The sequence below is a fragment of the uncultured Senegalimassilia sp. genome (assembly GCF_934636665.1).
GTDB lineage: Bacteria > Actinomycetota > Coriobacteriia > Coriobacteriales > Eggerthellaceae > Senegalimassilia.
Genome location: NZ_CAKUAT010000003.1, coordinates 108,110 through 132,948 on the forward strand (window position 1 = coordinate 108,110; position 24,839 = coordinate 132,948).

The following is a 24,839-nucleotide window of genomic DNA, read 5'->3' on the forward strand; positions in this document are numbered from 1 at the left end:
TTGCGGGCAAGCCGGCATCGCATCGGCAAGCGCGAAACCGCCGCGCAGGTCAAAGAAGGCCCGCGACAAGGCGAAACGCCGAGTTCGCAAACACCAGCAGTTTACCCGGGTGCCCATTATAGCCGTTTCCCGCCAGCGCACAGCCCGCCACGCCCGGCAAGCACGAGGGGAACACGAACGCTTACTTTATAGACGCGTGCAGCGCCGCCACCTCTTCGGGAGTGAGTTCGCGCCATTGGCTGCGGGGCAGGTCGCCTAGCTCGATGGGGCCGAAACTGTCGCGGTGCAGGGCCAAAACGCCGTGCTTGATAGCCGACAGCATGCGCTTGACCTGGCGTTTCCGTCCTTCGCGCAACACTACGCGCACCACGGCGCGCTGCTGGGAGCGCTTGCGCAGGATGGCGACGCGTTGCGGACTGGGCACGCTGCCGTTGGGCTCGTGGTCGGGCACGGCGGGCGGCACCTCCAGCATGGACAGCGCGCGCTTCGCTTCCGCACCTTCCACCAGCGCGGCCTTCGCGGGCGCGGTCATGCCGTCGTCAAGCTGGATGCCTTGCTCAAGCTGGGCGAGCTGCTCGGGCGTGGGCTTGCCGTTGACCAGCGCCAAGTAGCGCTTCTCCACGTGATGACGCGGGTGCAAAAGGCCGTTGCCCAGCTCGCCGTCGGTGCTGAACAGCAAAAGGCCCGTGGTGTCGAAGTCCAGGCGCCCGATGGGAAACAGCCCCGGGAAGCGGTCGGTGGGAACGAGCTCGGCCACCGTGGGTCGGCCCTGCGGGTCGGACATGGTGGTCACGTAACCGGCGGGTTTGTGCAGCATGATGGTGACGGGGCCGCCCTCCAGGCGCACGGGCACGCCGTCGACGGCCACCTGGTCAACCAACGGATCGACTTTGCTTCCCAGCTCGGTGACTACCTGGCCGTTCACCGTCACGCGCCCGGCCGTCATGAGGTTCTCCGACCCTCGACGGCTTGCCGCGCCGGCGCGCGCCAGGAACTTCTGCAGGCGCATGGGCACAAGGCGCTCCTCGGGCTGCGTTTGGTTGGGTTTGAGTTGCCTGGTCATGATTCTCCCATCACAGGTCGGTCGAAGTAGGCGGGGAAACGGTTACTCGTCGTCGGTTTCGAACTTCAGGCTGTCGAAGTCGATCTTCTCCACCAGCCCGAAGCTTTGCGCCATGGCGTCGGCGAGCATCTGCTGCGCGGCGCTGCTCACCGGGCCGTCGCCGGCACCCTGCTGCGAGGTCGACGCACCGCCAGCGCCTTCGTCCTCGAAGTCGAACTGCAGCCCATCGAGCGGATCGCCCGCTCCGCCATCCATGACCTGCGCCTCGGGCGCCACGCGCGCCTCCTGCCCGCCCGCGCTCAGGCGCTCGCGGATGAGCTGACGCGTGGCGTCATCGGGCGCGAACTCGTCCAGATTCGGAAGGTCGCGCACCGAGCGCAACCCGAACTTCTCCAGGAAGCCGCGCGTGGTGGTATACAGCGTGGGGTTGCCCGGCGCGTCTGCCTGCCCCGCTTCGCGAATTAACCCCTTTTCCACCAGGGAGTTTATGGAGCTGTCGGAGTTCACGCCGCGCACGCTGGCAACGCCGGCGCGCGTGCAGGGCTGCAGGTAGGCCACGATGGCAAGCGTTTCCATAGCCGCTTGCGAGAGCTTGCGCGTGTCCCATGACAGCACGTACTTCTCCACCAGGTCGTGATAGGCCGGGTGCGTGTACAGCCGCCAGCCGCCGGCCACCTCGCGCAGCTGGATGCCGCGCTGTTCGCGCTCCAGCTTCTCGCGCAGGTCCATCAGCGCCTGCTCGACCAGCTTCGGGTCGGCCTCCAGCATGTCGGCCAGCTCGATGACGCCGACCGGCTCGTCGGTAACGAACAGCATGGCCTCTATGGCGCCGGGCAGCTGCGCCTGATCAAGTCCTTCGAACATCTATTCCTCCCCAACCGACGTCAGCGCATCATCGCCGTCCAGCAAAAGCTCGCCCGAACCCTCGATGTACTCGATATCGATGTCGCCGAACAGCTGGCTTTGCTCCACGCGTACCATGGAGCGCTTGTACAGCTCGAGCACCGCCAGGAACGTGACCACCACCAGCGGCGTGGGCGCATCGTCGGCGATCAACTGCGAGAAGCGCAGCTGTTTGAGGTTGCGGATGCGCTGATGGATGGCGCGCACGTGAACCTCCACCGGGATGGGTTTCGCGGCGATATGCTCGCTTTCCAGCAGAAACACCTCGCGCCGCGCCAGCGCACGGGCGGCAAGCAGCGCCAGAGAGTCAAGCGACACATCGCGCAAGAAGTCGGGCATGAGGTTCAGGAAGCACGCCTCGGGGCCGAACGGACGCGGATGCATGCGACCCTCGGCAACGAACCGCGCGTGCAACGCCGCCGCGGCGTTCTTGTACTGCTTGTATTCCAGCAGACGCTCCACCAGCATGTCGCGCGCCTCGGAGGGCGCCAGCTCGGCGATATCGTCCTCCACCTCGATATGCTCGCGCGGCAACAGGCTTTGCGCCTTGATCTCCAGCAGCGTGCTGGCTACCAGCAAAAAATCGCTGGCAACGTCCAGGTCAAGGTTCTGCATGCGGCCCACTTCGGCCAGATACTGATCGGCGATTTGCGTGATGTTGATGGCGCCGATATCAACCTTCTGGCGGCTGACCAGGTACAACAGCAGATCGAACGGCCCCTCGAAACTGTCGGTGCGAACGCGGTACGACACGATGCCCCGCCGCCCCTACGAGATGGTGAAGGGGAACAGCAGGTTGCCCAGGTTGCCGGCGGTAGCATCCAGGTAGATGCCGAACACGTTCACGTGGATGATATACGGCAGCATAATAGCCACGATCATGAAGATGGGGAACGCGTACTGCTGCACCTTGTAGTACTTCGGCAACCACTTCACGGGCATGAAGAACGCGAAGATGGAGCTGCCGTCCAGCGGAGGGATGGGCAGCAGGTTGAAGAACATAAGGTACAGGTTGATCAGCGCGAACATGGGCAGGAACATCAAGTAGATGTAGAAGAACGCCTGGCTCTGCACCACCCACTGCGCAACAGGGGCGAACCCGTAGAGCACCCACGCGACCACGCCCGCCAGCACGGCGAGCAGCAAATTTGCGGCGGGACCGGCCAAACCCACGATCAGGTCGCCCTTGCGCGGGTCCTTGAAGTACGCGGGATTGTACGGAACCGGCTTGGCGTAGCCGAACACGGGCATGTTCATGGCCATGAGCAAAAACGGCATGATAACGGTGCCGAACGGGTCGACGTGCGCAAGCGGGTTGAACGACAGGCGCCCCGCGCGTTTGGCGGTGGGGTCGCCCAGTTTCCAGGCAGCAAAGCCGTGCGCCATCTCGTGCAACACGATGGCGGGAACGAAGCTCAAGATGGAGCAGATGAGATAAGGAAGCTGTGTAGTCATAATCTCACTATTATAACGCCACAAGCACCAATGCGAAACCGATAACCGACCTGAAACCTATTCGTAACGCCAATAGTCACAAGCAAACCCGATAGACGCCGCGGCGTCCTTCACGCAACAAAACGGGCGGGCGACCTTGGTGGCCGCCCGCCCGTTTGAAAGCGCTATCGCTATCGCGAGACCAGCGCCCGCGCACCGGGCGCTCGCTTATCGCGAACTTACGCGTTCTCGCGCTCGAACTTGTCCATGAACTGGACCAGCGCCTCGACGCCCGCCTTGGGCATGGCGTTGTAGATGCTGGCGCGCATGCCGCCGACGCTGCGGTGGCCCTTGATGTTCTCGATGCCCGCGGCCTTGGCCTCGGCGATGAACTTCGCGTCCAGCTCGGGGTTGCCCGTGACGAACGGCACGTTCATAAGCGAACGGAACTCCTTCTTCGCCGTGCCGCTGAACAGCTTGGACTGATCCAGGTAGTCGTAGAGGATGGCGGCCTTCTCCTCGTTGAGCTTCTGCATGGCCTCAAGGCCGCCCAGGCCCTTGAGCCACTGGAACACCTTGCCGCACATGTAGATGCCGTAGCACGGCGGGGTATTGGACAGGCTGCCGGCGTCGGCCTGCGTCTTGTAGCGCATGATGGTGGGCGTGAACGGCAACACGTCCTCGCGGATCAGGTCGTCGCGCACGATGACGATAACCACGCCGGCCGGGCCGACGTTCTTCTGCACGCCGCCGTAGATCAGGCCGTACTTCGACACATCCATGGGCTCGGAGAGGAACATGCTGGACACGTCGGAGACCAGCGGGGTGTCGCCGGTTTCGGGCAGCTTGGTGTAGCGGTTGCCGTAGACGGTCTCGTTCTGGCAGATGTAGACGTAGTCGGCGTCGGGGCTGAACGTGAGGCCGTCGACGTCGGGCACGTAGGTGAAGTTCTCGTCCTCGGAGCTGGCGATGCAGCGGGCATCGCCGTAGAGCTTTGCCTCCTTGAAGGCCTTCTTCGACCAGTTGCCCGACACGATATAGTCGGCAACCTTGTTCTGCATCAGGTTCATGGGAATGGCCGCGAACTGCTGCGTGGCGCCGCCCTGCAGGAACAGCACGCGGTAGTTGTCGGGGATGTTCATGAGGTCGCGGATGTCCTGCTCAGCGGTCTCGATGATGCCCTTGAACGCGGCGGAGCGATGCGACATCTCCATCACGGACATGCCGGTGCCCTGATAATCGAGCATTTCCGCGGCGGCGGAGGACAGCACCTCCTCGGGGAGCACTGCCGGACCGGCCGAGAAATTGTACACGCGAGCCATGCTGAACCTCCTTGGGTTGACGAATGGATGCAGCGCGCCCGCAATACACGGGTTGGCGCCGGACGCGGGACGCAAACGTGTTCCGCACCGATTCAGTATGGGCCTTTCGCATGTTGTACCTACCGGCGATACGGGATTTAAGGGCAAACGGCGAAGGCGCTCCGCGGGCGGCGGGCGGATGCGGCGGGCGGAGCCGCTGCTAGCGACAGACGCGCCGAGCCGGGCGCACGAGCGAGCACGAACACAGGCGGCAGCCCTTGCGGCCGATGGAGAAACGATGGGAACTTTACAGCTGTCAAGTCAGCTGTAAAGTTTTGCGGCATACTGCAGCGTCAAATAACCGCACGGAAGCATGGAGCGAACATGAGCGAGCAGGGCATCGAAAACAACGCAGGGCAAACCGGCGCAGGCGCGCAGACGACAAGCGCGGCCGAGTCTATCGCGGCGCTGACCCAGGAAATCGCGCAGCTAAAGGAGCAGCGCGACGCGGTGATCTTGGCGCACTACTACGTGCCGCCCGAGGTGCAGGCCGCGGCCGACTACGTCGGCGACAGCTTCGCCCTGGCGAAACTGGCCGTCGACCTGCCGCAACAAACCATCGTGCTGTGCGGCGTGGAATTCATGGGCGAATCGGCGAAGCTGCTCAATCCGGGCAAGACCGTGCTTTTGCCCGAGCCCGCCGCCGACTGCCCCATGGCGCACATGATCAGCAAGCCCGACATCGACCGCGTGCGCGCCGAATACGGCGACGACCTGGCCGTGGTGTGCTACGTCAACTCCACCGCCGAGGCGAAGACCTGGTCCGACGTGTGCGTGACCTCCTCGAACGCTGTGAAGATCTGCAGCAACCTGCCGCAGCGCAACATCCTGTTCATCCCCGACATGAACCTGGGCCGCTACGTGGCAAGCCAGCTGCCCGGCAAAAACGTCATCCTGAACAAAGGCTACTGCCCGCGCCACATGACCATCAGCGTGGAGCAGATCATCGACCTGGAGGAAGCGCATCCCGATGCCGTGGTCATGGCTCACCCCGAGTGCCCGGCCGACGTGCTGGCCGAGGCCGATTACATCGGATCGACGAAGGGCATGATCGAGCACGCCGCCGCGTCGGAGGCGCAGGAGTTCATCGTGTGCACCGTGGTCGGCATCATCCGCGAGCTCGAGCTGCGCACGCAGGGCACGGGCAAGCGCTTCCACTTCCCCGCCACCACGCCGCGCTGCGAGAACATGGACCTGGTCACGCTGCCGAAGCTGGCCGCATGCCTGCGCAACCCCGCTCCGTACGAGGTGCACGTCGGCGACGAGCTGGCCCCCGCGGCGCGCCTGACGCTCGAACGCATGCTGGAGTACGCGGCGAAGTAGGTGGCGAAGATGAGCGAAGAGAACGAATTGGCTGGCGAAATAGCCACTGCACCTGCGGAAACGGCGGTAGCAGATGCGATTTGCACGCATGCTGACGTGTCGGGCGCGCATGCCGGTAACCGATTGCAACCGGATGGCAGCGGCGCAGCCAAGGTGCGCGACATCGCTTGCGATGTGGTCATCGTCGGCTGCGGCGTGGCAGGGCTGTACTGCGCGCTCAACCTTCCCTCCACGCTTTCCGTGGTGATGCTGGCGAAAACGACTGTGGACGAATGCGACTCCATGCTGGCGCAAGGCGGCATCTGCGTGCAGCACGACGACGCCGACTACGCGCCGTTTTTCGAGGACACCCTGCGCGCGGGCCATTACGAGAACCGCTGCGAAAGCGTGGATTTGATGATCCGCGCAAGCCGCAGCATCATCTCCGACCTGGTGAAACGCGGTGTGGATTTCGAGCGCGACCAGGCAGGCAACCTACGCTACACCCGCGAGGGCGCGCACAGCCGCCCGCGCATCTGCTTCCACAGCGACATCACCGGCGACGAGATAACCTCCACGCTGCTTGCTCGCGTGCGCGAGCTGCCCAACGTCCGCATCCTGGAGCACACCTGCATGGACGACATCCTAGTCACGCAGGACGAGGCCCAGGTCAACGCAGAGAATGCGGCGAAGAACGAGACGGCGGTACAAGGCGAAACGACGCAAAACGCGACCAACGTTGAAGATTATGACTGCGCGCCGCTCGTTGCCGCTGCATCGGCCACGCAGCGCGACGTCGACCCCCGCCAGCCGCAGATGCGCTGCTGCGGCGTCCTTGCGCACACAGCCGACGGGGAGCAGCTGCGCATCTTCGCAAGCCAGACGCTTTGGGCCTGCGGCGGTATAGGCGGCACGTACCCTCGTTCCACCAACTTCCCCAGCCTTACCGGCGACGCATGCGCCATTGCCGCGCGCCATGGCATCGCCCTCGAGCACATGGACTACGTGCAGATCCACCCCACCTCCCTGTACTCGACGCGACCGGGCCGGGCGTTTCTGATTTCGGAATCGTGCCGCGGCGAAGGGGCCGTGCTGCTCGACGCTAACGGGAAGCGCTTCACCGACGAGCTGCAACCGCGCGACGTGGTGAGCGCCGCCATATACCGACAGATGGCCGCAGAAGGCTCGGAATTCGTGCGTCTCTCCTTCGCCAACATGCCAAAGGACGAGATCACGGGGCACTTCAAGAATATCTACCAGCGTTGCCTGGAGGAGGGGTTCGACATCACGCGCGAGCCCATCCCCGTCGTGCCCGCGCAACACTACTTCATGGGCGGCGTGCGAGTGGACCGCAACAGCGCCACGGACATGCCGGGGCTGTACGCAGCGGGCGAGACCAGCTGCAACGGCGTGCACGGGAAGAACCGCCTTGCCAGCAACTCGCTGCTCGAGTCGCTCGTGTTCGCGCAACGCGCCGCGTGGGATATGTGCCGCAAGCTGGGCGTGAAAGCACCCGTGGCGCAAACCTACCCCGACCAGCCCTGCGGCGCCGACGCGCAGGCGTACAAACGCCTCTACGCCGAAGCCGAGCGCAAAACCCGTGAGAGCACGGCGCAAGGCGAGCCGCAAACCGCAGCGCAAACCTGCACGCAAAACGCAGCACACGACGGGCTGCAAGCCTGCGTGCAAAACGCCGGGCAAAGCGCGATGCCAACCGAGCCTCGCAACGCTGGGCGCCCCGGTTCGCAAACCGCAGCGCAAACCTGCCCGCAAAACCCTTCCCCGTCCGATACCGATCGCACCGCAAGCTCCAAGGAGGTCGTTTGCGCATGAACCCCATCACGCTGACAACCGTGGCCGAGCCGCTCATCCGCCAAGCACTGGCCGAGGACATCACCAACGAGGACGTTTCCACCGCCTCCATCATGCGCGACGCACACCCCGCCGCCGTAGACCTTATCGCGAAGGCCGACGGCGTGTTATGCGGCCTCGACGTGTTCGAGCGCACGTTCGCCATCCTTGACCCCGAAACCCGCGTCCAGCGCTTCGCCGCAGACGGAGACAACGTTTGCGCAGGCCAGACGCTTGCGACGGTGACCGGCGACGTGCGCGTGCTGCTGTCGGGCGAGCGCGTGGCCCTGAACTACCTGCAACGCATGAGCGGCATCGCCACCTACACGCACCGTGTGGCTGCGCTCCTCGAGGGCAGCACCACCCAGCTGGTGGACACGCGCAAAACCACGCCGAACATGCGCGTGTTCGAGAAGGAGGCCGTTAGGTGCGGCGGCGGGCGTAACCACCGCTACAACCTCTCCGACGGGGTGCTACTGAAGGACAACCACATCGCCGCCGCGGGCGGCGTGCGCGAGGCTATCGAGGCTGCGCGCGCCTACGCCCCCTTCGTGCGCGAAATCGAAGTGGAGTGCGAGACGTTCGCGCAGGTCGAGGAGGCAATCGCCGCTGGGGCCGACATCATCATGCTCGACAACATGGACCACGACGCCATGGCGGCAGCTGTCGCGTTCATCGATGAGCGCGCGAAGACCGAGTGCTCCGGCAACATCGACGCGCACAACGTGCAGGCCATCGCCGACCTGGGCATCGACTTCGTGTCCAGCGGCGCGCTCACCCACTCGGCACCCATCTTGGACGTATCCATGAAGCACCTTCGCATGCTGGACGATAGTGCTGACGGCGAAGCGACCACCACTGGTGGTAATACACCGGTCACCGATTTAAACCGGGAAAGCGGGCAGTAGCAATGGCAACGAAATCCGAGGCCAGACGCGCGTCGCTGCTCGATGCGCTTCGATCAGCCGATGCGCCGGTATCCGGCGGTCAGCTTGCGAACACCCTTAACGTCAGCCGACAGATCATCGTGCAGGACATCGCGCTGCTGCGCGAGGCGGGCGCGAACATCGTGGCAACCACGAAGGGCTACGTGCTGGCGAATACCGCGCAAACCACAGCTCAAAGCGCAACACAAACCATGACGCAAAACGCCGCAGAGCAACCGGCCGTGCGCCTTAACGAGCCGGCCCGCACGTTCAAACTGCACCACGAGGTCGAGCAAACTAGGGAAGAGCTGCAAACCATCATCGCGCTCGGCGGGCGCGTGCACAACGTATCCATCAGCCATCGCGCCTACGGCCGCATCACCGCGCCTTTGGAGATCGCCGACCAGGCGGATATCGAGCGCTTCATCAACGATATCGAGAGCGGGAAATCATCGCCGCTGAGCACCGCCACCTCGGGATACCACTATCACCTGGTGTCGGCTCCGAGCGACGAAGCCCTTGAGGCCATCGGTCGGGCACTCGCCGACAAAGGTTTCCTAGCCCCGCTGCTCCCCCACGAGCAGGAGGGATAAGGGGCAGTCGCCCACGCCACGCGCATCTGCACCGTACGCATCGCGCAGGCGAAGAGAGGCTTCGGACAGCGCACGGCATAAGCGAAAACCTATCGACTTCCTCGATCGCATGCACAATCCAGCGCACTCGCAAAACGCGAAAAGCCCGCTCACGCGGGCCTTTCTCATGCAACCAAAAGCGGGGGCGATACGCGCATCGCCCCCGCTTCATCATTAGTACGCCGGCGTTCGAGCCGGCGTGTTGCTATTCCCAGCTTTCCGGCATGCCCTCGATGAGCATGAACCGGGTCGAGCCCGCCAGAACCAGCTCGTCGCCGGCGTGCACCTCGACCGGTTCAGCGCATGCGGAACCGCCCGTGCGCGCCGGCTCCACGACCGTCTCGGAGCCATCTTCGCCGCTGATCAGCACGGTGCCGTTGGAGCTTCCCAGGCCCTGCACGCACCACCTGCCTGCTTCGTTGCACCAGACGCGCAGATGATGGCCCGACACATCGGGCTCCACGTCGTTGATGTCGTCGGGCCCCAAGGCCAGCGCACCGATCTCCACGCCGTCGGAGAGCGGCTGAACCCAATGCAAACCTCCGGAAACCAGGCCTCCCACCATGCGCAAAAGCCCCAGCGCCTGCGCCTGCTCGCGCGGGTCTGCCGACGCCGCGCCGGGTTGCTCACCCTGGTCCATGACGGCGGCGGGGACGGTTTCCAGCCTTCCGCCGTGCACCGTCTTCACGTAATCGAGCACGTAGGCGCACGCGCGCTTCACGTTCGCGCTGCATCCCGCCGCCACGAACAGCACCATGGCCAGCTCGGAGCGCTCCTCCACGCTATAGCCCGCGCCGCGAGCCAGGCGCTCCAGCACGTTGCGGTACAACGCCAGGTCCTGGTGGCATTCGCGCAGCGCCTGCTCCATAAGCGCGCCGCCCTGGTTCGTGACCAGCGACAACGCTTCCTCGGCCGACAGGCCCTTCCCGTCGCGGGAGCGCAGGCGCGCCGAAACGCGCAGGGCTGCCACACCCCAATCGCAAAAGTACCGGTCCTGCAGCGAGCCCACGGGGGCGTGCACGATGAAGCGCGAGACCCACGTGCGGTCGTCGCAACGCGACAGCGGGCTTTTGCCATCGGCAAGCGGGCGGCCGGACAGCACCAGGCGCGCCAGGTCCTTATGGCTGATGCCGCCATAGCGCTTCATGGTCTCGAACAAGGCGCCGCACGGCGTCAACTCCGTCGCCATCTGCCTCACGCTCCTTCGTTCAAATCGTCGTCCAACACATCGCGCTTGCCCGCAAGCCGGGTATTTGCGCCCGAAGCCTCATCTGCAAGGTCGTCAACCTCGTACTCCGGTTGCAGGTCAATGCCGCAAACCTCATCGCATACATCGGCGGGAACCCCGGGCTCCCCAGCATCGCACTCGCCCGCAGCCTGCAAGCGGCAAACCTGCTGCGCTTCGTTCTTGCCGGTTTTGCCCGTTTCGCCCTTGCCGGCTTCACCTTCAAGAGCCGGCGCTGCCGCACTCGGAAGCGCCGCGGCCTCGTCGGAATCCCCCGACGGCAACGCCTTACGGCGGATCATCTGGGGCAATGCCACGTTCAGCGCGAAATCGGCCACCATGATGCACCAGCCCGCCGCAGCAGCAGCCACCAACGCCATGGAAAGCAAATGCTGCTGGGCCGCTACCTCGAAACGCATGTCGGCAAGCACCTGCCACAACGCCGCGAACGTAACCGCAAGGCCCGCCGTGCCGCGCAAAAAGCCCGCCGTAGTGCGCGAGCCGCCGAAGCGCAGCGACAGCCCCACCAGCGCGGGGAACAGCGCCGCAACAGCCACCACGACCCCAGGAACGCCGCCTGACCAGGCAAAACCCGCCGCATCAAGCGACGCCTGCGCCCCGTTGGCAAGCACGCCCGCCGAGACCGCAACCCCCGCCAACGCCGCAGCCGCAACGCCCTTGCATGCCAAGCGCACATGCGTCAGCGTGGAATCGGCCACGTCAAGCGCCGACGCGGCGAACCCGCCGGGCACGCACGGCACCAGCGGACGGCCGCAAAACGACCTCTCCACGTTGTCGGCATAGTGGATGGAGAACGACGACAACGCATCGCGGACCGCCGCGGCATCGGGGCGATCGGATTGCCCACGAGCCAGGCAATCTCCCAACACAATACCCAGCTGCTCATCCACAAAGGACAGCGCCTCGGCCGCCTCCGACACGCCCATGGGCGCGGACAGCTTGTCTTGCGCGTGCTGCACCGCAACCGCCACCTCGGGTTCGCGGGCAAGCGCCTCGAGCAGTTCGTCGGCACGAGCATGCGCCATCACCGCGGTCGGCGCAGGAGCCGCCATTTTCGCGCGATACGGCGAAACAGGCGCCCCGTCTTCCGTGACCGCATGCAAGTCGTAAGGGGCCTGTCCGCACGCCAGCTGGTACACCACGCTTGCCGCTGCGTACACGTCGATCGCCGGCGATTTGCGCAGCTCGGCTAGGCCCGGGATGTCGTCGCTGAGCATCTCAGGCGGCGCAAAATCGGCGGTGGCGCCGCGGAACACCGCGTTCTCGCTGGTGAACGACGTGGAGCGCGGCTCCGACTCGGCCGACGAGCCGAAGTCGATGAGGTACAGGTCGAACACGCCCTCGTCCACCTGCTGCTCCAAGGACAGCCGCGACGTGCGCACCATGACGTTGCGCGGGCTAATATCGCGGTGCACGAACCCGCCTTCCATATACCCCATGCGCGCCACCAGGTCGAACAGGTCGCGGCCCAAACGCGCCGCCACCAGCGGGCTCACGCGGCCGCAATCATCGACGGCAAGCTGCCGCCGCACGCGATCCAAGGTGACGCCCTCAACCCATTCCATGACAATGCACGGCACCCCGTCGACGGTGCCTCGACCATACAAACGGGGAAAGCCCTTCAGCCCCGACAGCAGGATATGGCATTCGTATTCGCGTTCGAACGCGGCACGCGAAGCGCGCACGCGACGCTCGTGATCGTCCTCCGTTTCGCCATCTCGACGATGCGGAAGCGAAAGCAACTTGAGCGCCAGGTGCTCGCCCTGCGCGTTGCGCGCATGCTCAACGCGGCCCGTGCCGCCGCGATGTCCCTGCCCCTGCGACACGAACAACGTGACGAAACGGCGCACGTACGCCGGCCGATCGGCATCGGAAAGCGAAAGCGGCGCGCTGAAATCGGCCACACGTACCAAGCGCATACCCTGAACGGCGCCCGACGAGGCGAGCGCGGAGCCCTTATCGACCAGCCCGCTCATAAGCTGATGCTCGCTAGCGTCTCGTTCAGCTGCGCAGCCCTTATGCTGTTGCCGGAGGCATCCTGATCGGTGCGAACGGGTTCCATCCAGCGATCAACCCCTTCCGCCGGGTTATCGTATTCCAAGTTCAACCCCCACGCGTCGTAAATGACGGTCAGGTATCGGTCCAACGCGATGTAGGCACGCTGAAGGTTGCTCTTCTGCTCCAGCCAACGCGATCCCTCGGCGAACGCGTTCGAATTGCGCAGCAGCAAGAAGTCGGTGAGCGTTTGGCTGTCGATGGCCGCGCACTCGTTGTAATCGCTTTGGCGAAGCGAGCGCGACGTGCTCATGCAATCGTTGTTGAACGCCGCCACGGCGTTGTTCAAGCGCGTAAGGTATGCGTTCACGCGGGCCTGATGGTCGACCAGCACGGCGTAAGCCGCCGCCTCTTGCTCGGCCGTAGGCGCGGCAGATGCGGAAGAAGAACCAGAGCCGGAGCCGCCGGCGTTTTCCGAGCCCGAGCCCGAACCGCTCGCATCGCCCGACACGCCGTCCGAACTGCCGGAGTTGCCCGAGCCGGAGCCGGAACCGGACGCGGAACCGCTTCCCGCAGACCCCGAGCCCGCCTGCGACGAGCCGCCGGAAGATGCGGAGCCCGACGCGGAACCAGACCCCGACGCAGCCGAGGCGCCGCCAGCGATCTGCTGCGCGCGAGCGAACGACGAATCCACCGAGGAGGCCCCAGATGCCCCGGTCAGCGACGCAACGCCCAGCATGCCGGAACCGGAGCCCGAACCAAGGCCCAAAGCTGCCGCAGCATCGGGCGCAACGGCGCCGGTCTTCGACCCTTCGATCGTCACCGGGCCCACCGCGCGCGTCGAACCCACGGAGCCGGCCTGAACTTCGCGCATCTGGCCGTCAAGCCACAGCGCAGATTCCAGCGGGATAATCACCGCGCTGGGCCTATCATCGGCAACCACTGCCGGGATTGCGGACACGTAACCGCCGACGCCCGCAATCATCAGGGCGAACGACGCGGCCGAAAGCGCCATCATGGGACGGGTGATGCCGGGCTTCCACCGCAGCCTGCGCGCGCGGCGCGCAGGGCGGTCGGTAGCGGCGAACGTGGGCGTAGGGCTAGGGGAAGGACTGACGGCGCGGCCAGCAGGCGTCGGCTGCTCGGCGGGCGCCTGAGAGCGCGCAGCATCAGTGGCAGCCATGTCCGTCGCGTCGCCAGCCGCCAGATCAGCCGTGTCGTCGGCAGCCAAACCAGCCGCATCGCCGGTAACCAAGTCCGTCGCGTCGCTAGCCGCCAAGTCTGCCGTATCGCGCTCGTCGTCATGCGCGTTCTGCTCCGCCATCGCCTTCCCTCCTTTCCCTGTTCGTCTCAAAAGTCGCCGCTTAAGCCAAGCCTGGCCAGTTTTGCTGACGCAAAGCTTCGTAAGCGGCTATTGCAACAGAATTGCTTAAGTTTAAGCTGCGCATGCCATCGCGCATGGGTATGCGCACGCAGGCGGACTCGAAGCGCTGCATAACGGCCTCGTCGAGCCCGCGGCTTTCGCGCCCGAACACCAGCCAGGCGTCCGGACCGTACGAAACGTCGGCGAAGCTGTGCTGCACGTGCCCCGTGAACAGGTGCAGCTCATTGGCGGCATGGGCCTCGAAGAACTCGTCGGCGCACGACCAGCGCACGATGTCGACGTCATCCCAGTAGTCGCACCCCGCGCGCGCAAGGTTGCGCTGTGTGACGGCGAAGCCCATGGGCTCCACCAGGTGCAACCGCGCGCCGATGCAAGCGCACGTGCGCGCCACATTCCCCGTGTTCTGGGGGATCTCAGGCTCCACCAACACGATGTTGAGCATCCTTGCAACCTTTCGTTAAAACGATCCGACTTTTGCGGGAGCCCGCGGTCTCCCGCAGAGACGCGCCTGCCCATGCAGGTGCTTACCCATCAACGCGCACCCGCCCGTTTCAGGCCCTTGGAAAACCGCGGCACACCGGTGCCCGCGCTTTCCGCCGTTGCGCACCCGCCGTTTCAAGCCCGCAGACGCCGCAGCCACATGACCGAGCCCCGACAGCGCCAAACGCCGCCGGGCGCGCGATCGCGCGCCCACGCGAGGCCCCTACACGCCCATTGCTTCGGCCTGCTTGGCCATCTCCTCTTCGAGCTCTTCGTTCAACATGAACCACTCCTCCTCGGCAGCGGCTAGGCGCTGCTTGAGCTTGGAGTGCTCGGCCACGGCATCCGAGGACGCGTCCTCGTTGATATAGAAATCGGGGTCTGCCATCTTCGCCAGCAGCTCCTCCATGCGGGCGTTGTCGCGCTCCATCTGCTTGTCGAGCTCGGCGATGCGCTTGCGATGGTTCTTCAGCGCGGCGTAGGCGCGGTTGCGCGCCTCAGCCTCGCGGCGCTTCTGCTCCTTGGTCTTCGGCGAGCTGCCGCGCTTTGCCGTCAGCTCTCCCGAAGCGGCAGGCGCAGACGAAGCGGGCGCGGCAGACGCGGAAGAGGCGCTCTTCGACGCCTTCCCCTTCCCCGATCCGCCCTTTCCGGCAGGTTTGCGCTCCATCAACTCGTCGACGAGCGACTCGTCGGTGGGCTCGGGCCCGTCGAGCTGGCCGGACTTGAACAGGTAGTAGTCGTAATCGCCATCGTAGACGGTGACCTTGCCGGGCTTCACCTCCACGATGCGGTTCGCGATGCTGCGGATGAGGTGGCGGTCGTGCGTGATGAGCAGGATGGTGCCCTCGAAGCGGTTGAGCGCCTGCTCAAGCACGTCGGCGCTGGCGATGTCCAGGTGGTTGGTGGGCTCGTCAAGGCACAGCAGCGGCTTTGGCGCCACGAGCATCTTCGCCAACGCCAAGCGGCCCTTTTCGCCGCCAGAGAGCACGCTGACCTTCTTCTCGACGGCATCGCCCTCGAACAGGAAGGCGCCGAGCAGGCTGCGCACCTGGCTGATGTTCCAGCCCGGCGCCACGTGGTCGAGCTCCTCGAACACGGTATTGCCCGCGTGCAGCTCCTCCAGCTGGTGCTGCGCGTAGTACGTCAGCGCCACGTGCACGCCGTAGTCGATGGTGCCGGCATCGGGCTTCATGACGCCCGCGATCATCTTCATAAGCGTGGATTTGCCTGCGCCGTTGGGGCCCACAAGCGCCACCTTGTCGCCGCGGTACATGGTGAAGTCGAAGTTGTCGTAGACGCGCTTGTCGCCGAACGCCTTCACCAGGCCGCGACAGCGCACCACTTCGTCGCCGGTGCGCGGCGGCTGCACGAAGTTGAAGTGGATGGGCTTCTTCTCCTCGGGAATCTCGATGAGCTCCTCTTTCAGGCGCTCCAAGCGCTGCGCGCGCTCCTGGGCCTGGCGAGCCTTGGTAGCCTTGTAGCGGAAGCGCTCGACGAAATCCTCCAGGTGCTTCATCTCCTCGAGCTGCTTGGTGCGCTGCTGGCGGAGGCGCTCGATGCGCTCCTCGCGCGCCTTGAGGTATGCGGAATAGTTGCCCTTGTATAGGTTGACGCGGCCGTTTGCCACCTCGGCTACGCGGTCAATCATGTTGTCCATGAACTCGCGGTCGTGGCTGACCACGATGACGGTGCCCTCGTAGCCGCGCAAAAAGCCCTCGAGCCACTTCACCGACTCAAGATCCAGGTGGTTTGTGGGCTCGTCGAGCATAAGCACCTCGGGATTGCGGACCAGCAGCTTTGCCAGCGCGATGCGCATCTGCCAGCCGCCGGAGAAGTTCGTGGTGGCCTGCTTGATGTCGCCTTCCTTGAAGCCCAGGCCGAACAGCACGCCGCGGACCTTGGCCTCGATGGTGTAGCCACCCAGCATCTCGTAGGCGTCGCGCGCACGGCCAGCTGCGGCAAGCTGGCGTTCGGTGGGGTTGTCGCCCAGCGACTCCTCCAGCTCGCGCAGGCGCTGCTCGGCTTCCAAGATCTCCACCTGCGAAGACATGACCTCCTCGAAGATGGGGCGATCGGGCATTTCGATGGCCTCCTGCTCCAGGTAGCCCACGCGGGCGCCCTTCGCGAACAGGATGCGACCCTCGTCGGCGTCCTCTCGGCCGCTGATGATGTTGAGCATGGTGGTTTTACCGGCGCCGTTGGGGCCTACGAGCGCCAGGCGGTCGTATTCCTCCAGCTTGAACGTGACATCGGAGAACAGCGTGCGCCCGCCGAACGACTTCGACAGATGCTCAACCTGCATGATCATGGTGCGACAACTCCTTTAGCGTTAAAACGAAACCACGCTAAGGGAGCGGGCAGACGACACCGAGAAATGAGCGCAAAAACGGACGCCCCCACGGAGAGGGAAATTGACGCCCTCGCAAACGGGAAAACTAGCGCCCCCACAGTTGGGGAAAACGAACGCCCCGCAGACGGGGAATCCGTTCAGGCGAATCCGTTCAAACAAAAAAAGAACCGCCAACTTGCGCTGGCGGTTCTTGGAGCTTCATGGCTCCCCGGGTAGGATTCGAACCTACAACCCTCCGGTTAACAGCCGGATGCTCTGCCGTTGAGCTACCGAGGAATTTCTTCGGTGCGCTTCGTTTCCTTGGCGCAAGAAAGTATTATAGACATTTCAATTTTCGGCGCAACCCCCTTTTTCAAAATTTTTTTCGGCAGCCGATTTCAGGAGGCGGCGCTTGATTTGCAAGTTCATCCGAACACCTTGGTTTCGTTATCGAACTCAGCCAGACATGTACGGCTGAGTCTGGGGTTCCCAATCGGCCGCGCCGGATGAACAGGGGACGAGTGAACGGGGGACGGAGGTGTGTTCACGCAATACGTTGCCGGCAGTGCGAAGATCGACCGAGAACACACCTCCGTCCCCCGTTCACGTTCGCCGTTGGGCAACGCAACCCAAGCGCCGCGCCACGGGCGCCCGCGTTCTAGTACATCCCGAACGCGTTCCACAGCAGCACGTTCGCGCCAACCATCAGCACGAGCGAGCCGAACATGAAATACAGCGCGATGCGATACACCGACACCGTCTGCCCCGCCACGGCGGCCGACGCCACCGCATGCGCGCCCGCCTGCTGCACGGGCACCTGCGCATGGGCGCCCAGCTGCGTGGTCCAGCCCTTCGACAGCGGCTCGCTCGAGCGCACCTGCAATAGCTCCAAAAACGACAGCGCCGCCGCAAGGGCAAAGTACAGCCCGAAGTCGCAAATGTAGCGCATAAGGATGCCGGCGCCCTGCAAGTCGAAGATGCACAGCGCCACCGCCACGCAAACCGCGCAGATCCACAGCGGCATAAGGCCCTTCGCCTTCAGGCCGTGGCGGACACGCGGCAACGCCAGCAGCACGAGCGTCATGGGGTACAGGAAGAAGTAGCCGCCGAACATGGGCTCGTAGATGGTGACGCCCTGGTACGCCGGGTCCATGTAGGTCTGGTGCATGAACGGGAACTGGCTGCCCAGCGCCGGAGGCTGGAACAGGTACGCGTACAGGCCGAACGGGATGCGGTCGGCGTGGAACCCGCGATGCGTCATGTCGTTGGTGGTCAGGTTGTAGTTCGCGCCGAAGTCGAGCGGGCTGCCGAAGCGCGCGAAGTTGTACACCATGACCGCCGCGGCGACCACCAGAAACGGCACGAGCGCGGCGCGGAAGGCGCCCAAGCATGCTCGTCGCGCCTGTGCGTTGCCGCGGGCGTCGCGCAAAAACGGCCAGAACAGCACCAGCCCGAACACGGCGGCCAACACCATCTGCGGACGCGCGGCAAGCGTCAACGCGATGAGCGCCGCACCCGCAACCACGCGCCGACGGTCTATGAAACCGCCCGCGGTACCCGACACCCACAGCCCCAAACCCCAGCTGATCAGGGCCAGGCCCATGGCTTCGGGCAGGAAGTACATGCTAGGCGTGCGCGCCAAGATCAGCCCGCCGCCGGCCACGAACATCATGATGTCGAGCACGAGCAGCACGCCAATCGACGTGCAAGGGAACCACCGGCACGAAATGCGCGTGAGCAGATACGCGATGCCCGCCACGTACGCGCAGTCGCAGATGGCGACGCCAAGCCACGTGGGGAACCCGGTTCCCGTGAGCAAAAGCCACGGGACGTAGAACACCAGGCACGGCAGCACGCCGAAGTACACGTAGTATTTCCCCTGGTAGTACGCGTGATCCCACAGGTAAGGCACGCCGGCGGAGTCGCGCGCCGCGGTGTCGTAGGGGTTGTCCATGGCCTGCAGCGCGGCCGAGGGCACGTCGTCAAGGTAGAAGTGCCCCTGAAGCAGCGCCTGAGCGAGCTTTTGGTACTGGAACTGGTTTTCCGTGCTTGCGGTGTGCGTGATGGACAGGAAGTGCGTGTTGGACATGATCAGGATGAAGATGACCACGCACTGCACCGCCACCAACGCGATGACCATCCAGCCCTGACGCGTGATGCGGCCGTCGAACACGCGGCTGAACAGGGCCGATTGCGGGCGGACGGCATACAGCGCCAGCAGCACCGCCAGGATGAAGGCGAAACGCAGCGGGTCGATATCAAGCGGCACCTGCTGGTTCAGACCGATTCCCGTCACGGTCACCGGACCCACGTCGGCCAGGTTCGTGATCGAGACGTAGATGGAATGGCAGTCGCCCGCCGGGTCCAGACTGATATAGGTGCTGGCGGCGTCCTTCGGGTCGACCGAGACCGCCGGCAGCTGATAGTAGTTCGCATTGCCTTCGTCCTGCAGATACATGACCACCTGCAGCTTGCTGTCAGTGGCTTTTGCGGCCGCAGCGGGGTCATTGAGCTGAGGGGTGAAGTGGATGCTGCGGACGGTGTCGTCAAGGCCCGTGATCTCGAAGTAGTTCGTGGACGCATCGAGCGTCAGCGCGCCTTCGGTACCCGCTGCCACGCCGTTGACCAGGTACGTCCCCACCTGCGGGTACGTCATGGACGTGAAGAAGGCCAGGTTGAAGCCGAACACCTCGATGAGCACGGCGATCAGCACGCAGATAACAAGGCCGGCAAAGTGCTTGATCGGGCTGACGTAGGCGCCAGCAGAGCCGGCGAAGCCCATGTCGCAGGTTTCGGAAGGCGAAGCCCAGCCCTGCTGCGGGCGCACGGCGCCGTGACGGCCGTGACGCGCATACGCAGGCTGCGCCGAGTTGCCGGCGTGAGCGCCGGCGGCCGCCGAGCCACCCGGCATGCGCGAGGTTCCCGACCCGCCGCGCGACCAGCGTCTATAGGGAGTGTTGACGGGCTGCGCAGGCTGCCCGCTGCGACCGGCAGGCGCACCAGGGGCAACAGGACGAGCTGCGTCGGGGTTGCTGGGGCGCGCTGCGCCGCGCCCGCCGTGGGAGGCGCAGCTTTCGCGGGCGTACTGTTCGAACTCGGGCGAGGAGACGCCCGGCTCGAAAGGGTCATGATACTGTTGATTCCGATTAGCCATGGCCCGGATTATACTTCCAGGAACGAACACGTCCGAATCCCAGGGAGGCACAATGGACGAAAAAGACATTGCCGCGTTGCAAAACGCCGACATAGATTACGAGGACATCATCGACCGCTTCGAAGGCAACGAATCGCTCTACCTGAAACTGGCCGAGCTGTTCCTCGACGACCCCCACATGCCCAACGTCCGCCGAGCGTTTGCCGCAGGCGATCTGGCAACCGCAGAGGTGGAAGCCCACGCCCTCAAAGGCGTAGCCGGCAATCTCTCACTCACCAGCGTGCACAAGCTGGCGAGAAGCATGAACGACGCCCTCCGGGAAGGCAACGAAGCCACAGCAACCAAGCTCCTCCCAGAGCTAGACGAGGCGTACGCAAAGGCAGTAGAAGCCTTGCGGGAGGTGCTGAGGAGATAGAAAGCGAAAGCACACACGCAGCACGTCAATGCCACACCAAACAACGAAGCAGGCCGGATCACCAAAGCGACCCGGCCTGCTTTTGTATGAGAGGAAGACGCTAGAAGAAACCCGACAATCGGTCCCTCAACTTGAGCGCTTTTCAATCCTTATCTATCATGAACCAGCGGGCAATAACCGTTTTGCCCCATGCGAACGTGAACAAGAGGACATATGCTGAACAAACACCAGTTCGAACTTTTAGCTGCTGCGGTGATTTCAGAGCAGCAAACTCAAAAGAACGCCGCCGCTAAGCCAGATATATCAGCCGAATCCGAAAGTGCAACCCAAAAGGAGCTGCAAAACCTCGGCTACTTAAACGAAGCAGGCGATGTAACCGAAGCCGGAAAAAACGCCCTCGTTCCATACCGGGTGGACAACGCCATCATCCTTGCTGCCGGATCAGCTGCGCGTTTGGCACCGCTTTCGTTCGAAAAGCCCAAAGCCATGTTCAAGGTTCGCGGCGAGGTGCTGATAGAACGAATGATCCGCCAGCTGAAGGAAGCGGGAATCGAAGACATTACTATCGTAGTCGGCTACATGAAGGAGGCCTTCTTCTATTTGGAGGAGGAGTTCGGAGTGAACATCATCGTTACTCCCGAGTACGCCACACGCAACAACCACGCATCCCTATACAGTGCCGCCAACCTTCTCGGCAACACCTACGTCTGTAACTCCGACGAATACTATACGGAGAACGTCTTCTCGCCCTATATTTATCAACCCTACCTGTCAGCTTGCTTCGCCGAAAACGCTCACGGCGAATACTCGCTGGACTCCGACTCCGAAAATCGAATTACCAATATCTTCCGCGATGGCGATCATTGCTACTTTTCTCGCGGACCGGCGTACTTTGACCGGGACTTCAGCAAGCAGTTCCTTAATATAATCTCGGACGAATACAGCAAACCCGCAACCGCCGACAAGCTGTGGGACGATCTGCTCATGGATCACATCAACGAACTCAAGGTGTATATGAAACCCTACGACTCGGGCATCATATACGAATTCGACTATCTTACGGACCTGACAGCATTTGACCAGGATTTCTTCGAAAACGTAGACTCCAGAATCCTCGACAACATCTGCACCACCCTTTCATGCGACCGAAGCGACATAACCGACGTAAAGCCCGTCAAAGCGGGCCTTACCAATCTATCCACCTTGTTCACAGCCAAAGGCATCCACTACATATACAGACATCCTGGAAATGGAACCGAAGAGATCGTCAACCGCGAAGCAGAAGCGTTCGCCTTGAACGCAGCAAGCGAACTAGGACTCGATGACACATTCCTTTTCGAAGACCCCACCGAAGGATGGAAGATTTCGCGATATATCGAAGGCTGCTCTGAACTCGATTATTCCAACAAAGAGCAAGTCGCCAAGGCGCTGCAAATGGCTCGAACGCTGCATACAAGCGGGAAGAAATCGCCGTACAGCTTCGACTTCTACGACGAGGGCATGAAGATAACAGCCATTCTCAAGAATATGAGCTATCCGTTGCCGAAGGACTTCGATCCGTTAACGGCACGAATCGGATCGATTGCATGCAAAATGAAATCGGAAGTTTCCGAGCCTGTTTTGTGCCACAACGACTTCTACGGCCCCAACTTCCTTGTGAGAGGCGACGAAATGCGCCTCATCGACTGGGAATATGCCGCCATGGGCGATCCTGCCTGTGATATCGGCAACTTCGTAGCACAGGGTTCAGGGTACACCGTAGAACAGACGCTCGATCTACTGCCCCTGTATTATGGCCGGGAAGCCACGGAAACCGAGAAGCGGCACTGTCTCGGAGCCGTCGGGCTGGTCGGCTGGTACTGGTATGTGTGGGCCATGTACAAAGAAGCAATGGGCAACCCCATGGGGGAATGGCTCTACATCTGGTACAAAGCCGCGAAACGGTTCTCTTCAGCCGCGGAACAACTGTACTAGGAGCTCACACCCCAGTTGCCACATCGGAAGAATGAACGCTTCCCATATCCCGAAACCGAAACTGCGTTACCATGTTCGAAGCCTGGAAAGCTAGCGCATCAGGCACCGCTCCCCCTCTGGGGAGCCTAACGATCCTTGAAGGGACTATCTATGAGCAAACTGACATTTGAGCAATTCAGCAAGCTGGAAGCAAAATACGAAGCAGGAACCGCCACGGCCGATGACCTTGCGGCGCTTGAGCCTTATCGCGCCAAGCGCGCCGTGCTGCTCGCAAGCGGATTCGGAAGCCGCATGCTGCCCATAACCATCAACACGCCGAAACCGCTCGTAGATGTCAATGGGCAACGCATTATCGAAACCCTGCTTAACGCGCTGCTCGCCGCAGATATTACCGAGATTTATATCGTCACAGGATACAAACGAGAGTGCTTCGAGCTGCTGAAGCGCGATTATCCTATGGTGACCTTGCTTGAAAACCCCATCTACGCCAGCACGAACAACATCTCGTCGGCGTGCGTTGCAAAGGACCACTTCAGCAATGCCTACGTATTCGAAAGCGATCTATACCTGCGAAACCCTGCGCTCATCAAAAAGTACCGCTACCAGTCCTGCTACATGGGCGTGCCGGTAAACGAAACGCCCGACTGGTGCTTCGACACTGAAGACGGCTTCATCACCGATTTGCACAAAGGCGGACATGATTGCCACCACATGTACGGCATTAGCTACTGGACCGAAGAGGACGGCGCGCAGCTCGCCATCGACCTGCCGGCATGCTTCGACGCGGACGACGAGACCAAGCAGCGCTTCTGGGACGATGTTCCCTGCGTCATCCGCCGAGACAATTACCGAATCGCTATAGAGGAATGCACGTTCGACGACGTCAGCGAAATCGATTCCTTCGCCGAACTGCAAGAAATCGACCATCGCTACCACATCTAACGTACGCACCGGCCCGAAAGACACAAACAAAACAACACAGGGGCTCTCCCGCACAAGTGTATGCCTGTGCGGGAGAGCCCCCGCTCGTCATCAGGAAACCGGATCGATCGTCAACACCCCATCGCCGCATGAAACGAACTTGCCAACCAAGCCCGCTATGGCTCTGGTCGTCTCACGTTCAATGAACGCATAGCCATGATCGGTCTGGATAGCCCTGGCGAAGGAAGCAAGCTCGTTGCGAATGCCCTCACCATCAAGCTGATAGAAGAACCTCCGGTTTTGCGTCTGGTCCTCGCGGCGGATTTCGAAATAGTCCGTCTTCCACCATGGCGCCGGCACAAACACATACCCCTCGGTTCCCGCAACCACAAGGGAGCCCTCAGCCTTCACGCCCTTACCAAACATAGCCGTAGCAGCGGCGCCTCCGTAGACGAAATCGACCTTGCCAAATGCGTCGTATCCCGGCGCCGAACCGAAATCGGCCCTTGTCATAACACACGACCTAGTCTCATGCCCCAATAGCTGAAGGATGGGAAGCAAAGCCGTCGGCAACCAGGCATCGGCGCTCGACCACTTCTCCGTCAACGCGTCCCCATCGTTTTGTAGGTCTGCAAGACTCGTGCACGTTGACTGAACGGAAACAACGCGGCCGATTCTTCCGCTTTGGACCATCAAGAGCATGCGGTGATACGCAGTTGTATACGCTGTCTTCAGGGCCTCGGCAAATACCAGTCCCCTCTCGTCAGCAAGAGCAAACAGCTCATCGCACTCCGTTTCGCTCAAAGCAACTGGCGACTCGCATATGACATGTTTTCCCGCTTCAAGCGCCGTCTTCACGTGCTTGAAATGATCCCTGGAGTGAGAAAGAACGAACACGGCATCCGAAGACTCCAGCAGCTGATCGTAGCCGTCCATGCGCTTATAAGCTTGCAGTTCGGGAGAAGCGCCACCGTAAGGATCAAAGACGCCGCTAACCGTCATGCCGTTAATGTAGCCCACCTCTGCGGACTGTTTGACCATCTCTTTCGCGCAGCCTATGAACCCCAGCCTGAGCGCAGCGCGATCAGATCTCAACTCTGTGCTCGAAACGCCCTGCGTCCTGTCCAGATACACAACCTCGCAGAACTCGGAAAGGTAATCGAAGTAGCCACGCCAGTCCGACCCGACGGTAAACACGTCAACGTCGAGCCGTTTGATGTCGTCGATCTTCTGACCTTCGTATTCCTCGACGATGATTTCATCTGCAAGGCCCGTTTTGCGAACGTTCTCGATTCTTTGCGTCAGCGACTGGGACACGTTGATCTTTCCACGCACCTTGTCGAAACTGTCGGCCGTCACACCGACGATAAGGTAATCGCCCAACGCCTTCGCCCGCTCCAATAGACGGATATGACCGTAATGGAGAAGATCGTACGTCCCGTAGGTGATGACTTTGCGCATCCCGCCTC

At 62.8% G+C, this 24,839-nt stretch carries 19 protein-coding genes and 1 tRNA gene; 7 read left to right on the forward strand and 13 right to left on the reverse strand.

The window, feature by feature from the left end:
- Positions 1-181: 181 nt before the first annotated feature.
- The 5 genes from Q0G75_RS01860 to serC form a co-directional block, all read right to left on the reverse strand.
- Complete coding sequence (locus Q0G75_RS01860; RefSeq protein WP_294414808.1) at positions 182-1,063, reverse strand: pseudouridine synthase; 882 nt, start codon at positions 1,061-1,063, stop codon at positions 182-184.
- A gap of 42 nt (positions 1,064-1,105) precedes the next feature.
- The gene (scpB, locus tag Q0G75_RS01865; RefSeq protein ID WP_294414807.1) at positions 1,106-1,927 is read right to left on the reverse strand and encodes an SMC-Scp complex subunit ScpB; all 822 of its coding nucleotides are present in this window, start codon (positions 1,925-1,927) and stop codon (positions 1,106-1,108) included.
- On the reverse strand, positions 1,928-2,719 hold the full coding sequence (locus Q0G75_RS01870) for a segregation/condensation protein A (protein ID WP_294414805.1): 792 nt from the start codon (positions 2,717-2,719) through the stop codon (positions 1,928-1,930). It lies immediately after the preceding gene.
- Positions 2,720-2,734: 15 nt separating this feature from the next.
- Complete coding sequence (locus Q0G75_RS01875) at positions 2,735-3,421, reverse strand: site-2 protease family protein (RefSeq protein ID WP_294414804.1); 687 nt, start codon at positions 3,419-3,421, stop codon at positions 2,735-2,737.
- A 218-nt stretch (positions 3,422-3,639) separates the two neighbouring features.
- Entirely contained in the window at positions 3,640-4,722 is a 1,083-nt protein-coding gene (gene serC, locus Q0G75_RS01880; protein WP_294414803.1) for a 3-phosphoserine/phosphohydroxythreonine transaminase, read from the reverse strand.
- 363 nt (positions 4,723-5,085) lie between these two features.
- Between serC and nadA the strand changes: the two genes are divergently transcribed.
- Genes nadA through Q0G75_RS01900 form a run of 4 tightly spaced genes read left to right on the forward strand, consistent with a single transcriptional unit; the run spans position 5,086 to position 9,433 of the window.
- Entirely contained in the window at positions 5,086-6,084 is a 999-nt protein-coding gene (nadA, locus tag Q0G75_RS01885) for a quinolinate synthase NadA (RefSeq protein ID WP_294414802.1), read from the forward strand.
- Positions 6,085-6,093: 9 nt separating this feature from the next.
- Positions 6,094-7,896, forward strand: coding sequence for an FAD-dependent oxidoreductase (locus Q0G75_RS01890; RefSeq protein WP_294414801.1), 1,803 nt, complete (start codon positions 6,094-6,096; stop codon positions 7,894-7,896).
- Entirely contained in the window at positions 7,893-8,822 is a 930-nt protein-coding gene (gene nadC, locus Q0G75_RS01895) for a carboxylating nicotinate-nucleotide diphosphorylase (protein WP_294414800.1), read from the forward strand. Before Q0G75_RS01890 ends, nadC begins: the two co-directional genes overlap by 4 nt.
- Positions 8,823-8,824: 2 nt before the next feature.
- Positions 8,825-9,433: a transcription repressor NadR gene (locus Q0G75_RS01900; RefSeq protein ID WP_294414798.1), complete on the forward strand. Its 609-nt coding sequence runs from the start codon at positions 8,825-8,827 to the stop codon at positions 9,431-9,433.
- A 244-nt stretch (positions 9,434-9,677) separates the two neighbouring features.
- Here the strand turns inward: Q0G75_RS01900 and Q0G75_RS01905 are convergent, their stop codons facing one another.
- From Q0G75_RS01905 to Q0G75_RS01935, 7 genes are all read right to left on the reverse strand, one after another.
- The gene (locus tag Q0G75_RS01905; protein ID WP_294414797.1) at positions 9,678-10,661 is read right to left on the reverse strand and encodes an FHA domain-containing protein; all 984 of its coding nucleotides are present in this window, start codon (positions 10,659-10,661) and stop codon (positions 9,678-9,680) included.
- A 5-nt stretch (positions 10,662-10,666) separates the two neighbouring features.
- Positions 10,667-12,694: a hypothetical protein gene (locus Q0G75_RS01910; RefSeq protein ID WP_294414795.1), complete on the reverse strand. Its 2,028-nt coding sequence runs from the start codon at positions 12,692-12,694 to the stop codon at positions 10,667-10,669.
- Entirely contained in the window at positions 12,691-14,037 is a 1,347-nt protein-coding gene (locus Q0G75_RS01915; RefSeq protein ID WP_294414794.1) for a hypothetical protein, read from the reverse strand. The genes Q0G75_RS01910 and Q0G75_RS01915 overlap by 4 nt, the downstream gene beginning before the upstream one ends.
- 40 nt (positions 14,038-14,077) lie before the next feature.
- Positions 14,078-14,539 carry a tRNA (cytidine(34)-2'-O)-methyltransferase gene (locus Q0G75_RS01920; RefSeq protein ID WP_294414793.1) on the reverse strand — a complete coding sequence of 154 codons (462 nt, stop codon included), beginning with the start codon at positions 14,537-14,539 and terminating at the stop codon, positions 14,078-14,080.
- Positions 14,540-14,800: 261 nt separating this feature from the next.
- Positions 14,801-16,885, reverse strand: coding sequence for a ribosomal protection-like ABC-F family protein (gene abc-f / locus Q0G75_RS01925; protein WP_294414792.1), 2,085 nt, complete (start codon positions 16,883-16,885; stop codon positions 14,801-14,803).
- A gap of 243 nt (positions 16,886-17,128) precedes the next feature.
- Positions 17,129-17,203 (reverse strand) — tRNA-Asn (locus tag Q0G75_RS01930).
- A gap of 361 nt (positions 17,204-17,564) precedes the next feature.
- Positions 17,565-20,060 carry a hypothetical protein gene (locus tag Q0G75_RS01935; RefSeq protein WP_294414790.1) on the reverse strand — a complete coding sequence of 832 codons (2,496 nt, stop codon included), beginning with the start codon at positions 20,058-20,060 and terminating at the stop codon, positions 17,565-17,567.
- Positions 20,061-20,112: 52 nt separating this feature from the next.
- Between Q0G75_RS01935 and Q0G75_RS01940 the strand changes: the two genes are divergently transcribed.
- From Q0G75_RS01940 to Q0G75_RS01950, 3 genes are all read left to right on the forward strand, one after another.
- Positions 20,113-20,475, forward strand: coding sequence for an Hpt domain-containing protein (locus Q0G75_RS01940; RefSeq protein ID WP_294414789.1), 363 nt, complete (start codon positions 20,113-20,115; stop codon positions 20,473-20,475).
- Positions 20,476-20,688: 213 nt separating this feature from the next.
- Positions 20,689-22,449 carry a phosphotransferase gene (locus Q0G75_RS01945; protein ID WP_294359923.1) on the forward strand — a complete coding sequence of 587 codons (1,761 nt, stop codon included), beginning with the start codon at positions 20,689-20,691 and terminating at the stop codon, positions 22,447-22,449.
- A gap of 150 nt (positions 22,450-22,599) precedes the next feature.
- Positions 22,600-23,391 carry a phosphocholine cytidylyltransferase family protein gene (locus Q0G75_RS01950; protein WP_294359920.1) on the forward strand — a complete coding sequence of 264 codons (792 nt, stop codon included), beginning with the start codon at positions 22,600-22,602 and terminating at the stop codon, positions 23,389-23,391.
- 90 nt (positions 23,392-23,481) lie between these two features.
- Here Q0G75_RS01950 and Q0G75_RS01955 read toward each other — a convergent pair whose 3' ends face one another.
- On the reverse strand, positions 23,482-24,831 hold the full coding sequence (locus tag Q0G75_RS01955; protein ID WP_294414787.1) for a Gfo/Idh/MocA family oxidoreductase: 1,350 nt from the start codon (positions 24,829-24,831) through the stop codon (positions 23,482-23,484).
- Between the last annotated feature and the right edge of the window lie 8 nt (positions 24,832-24,839).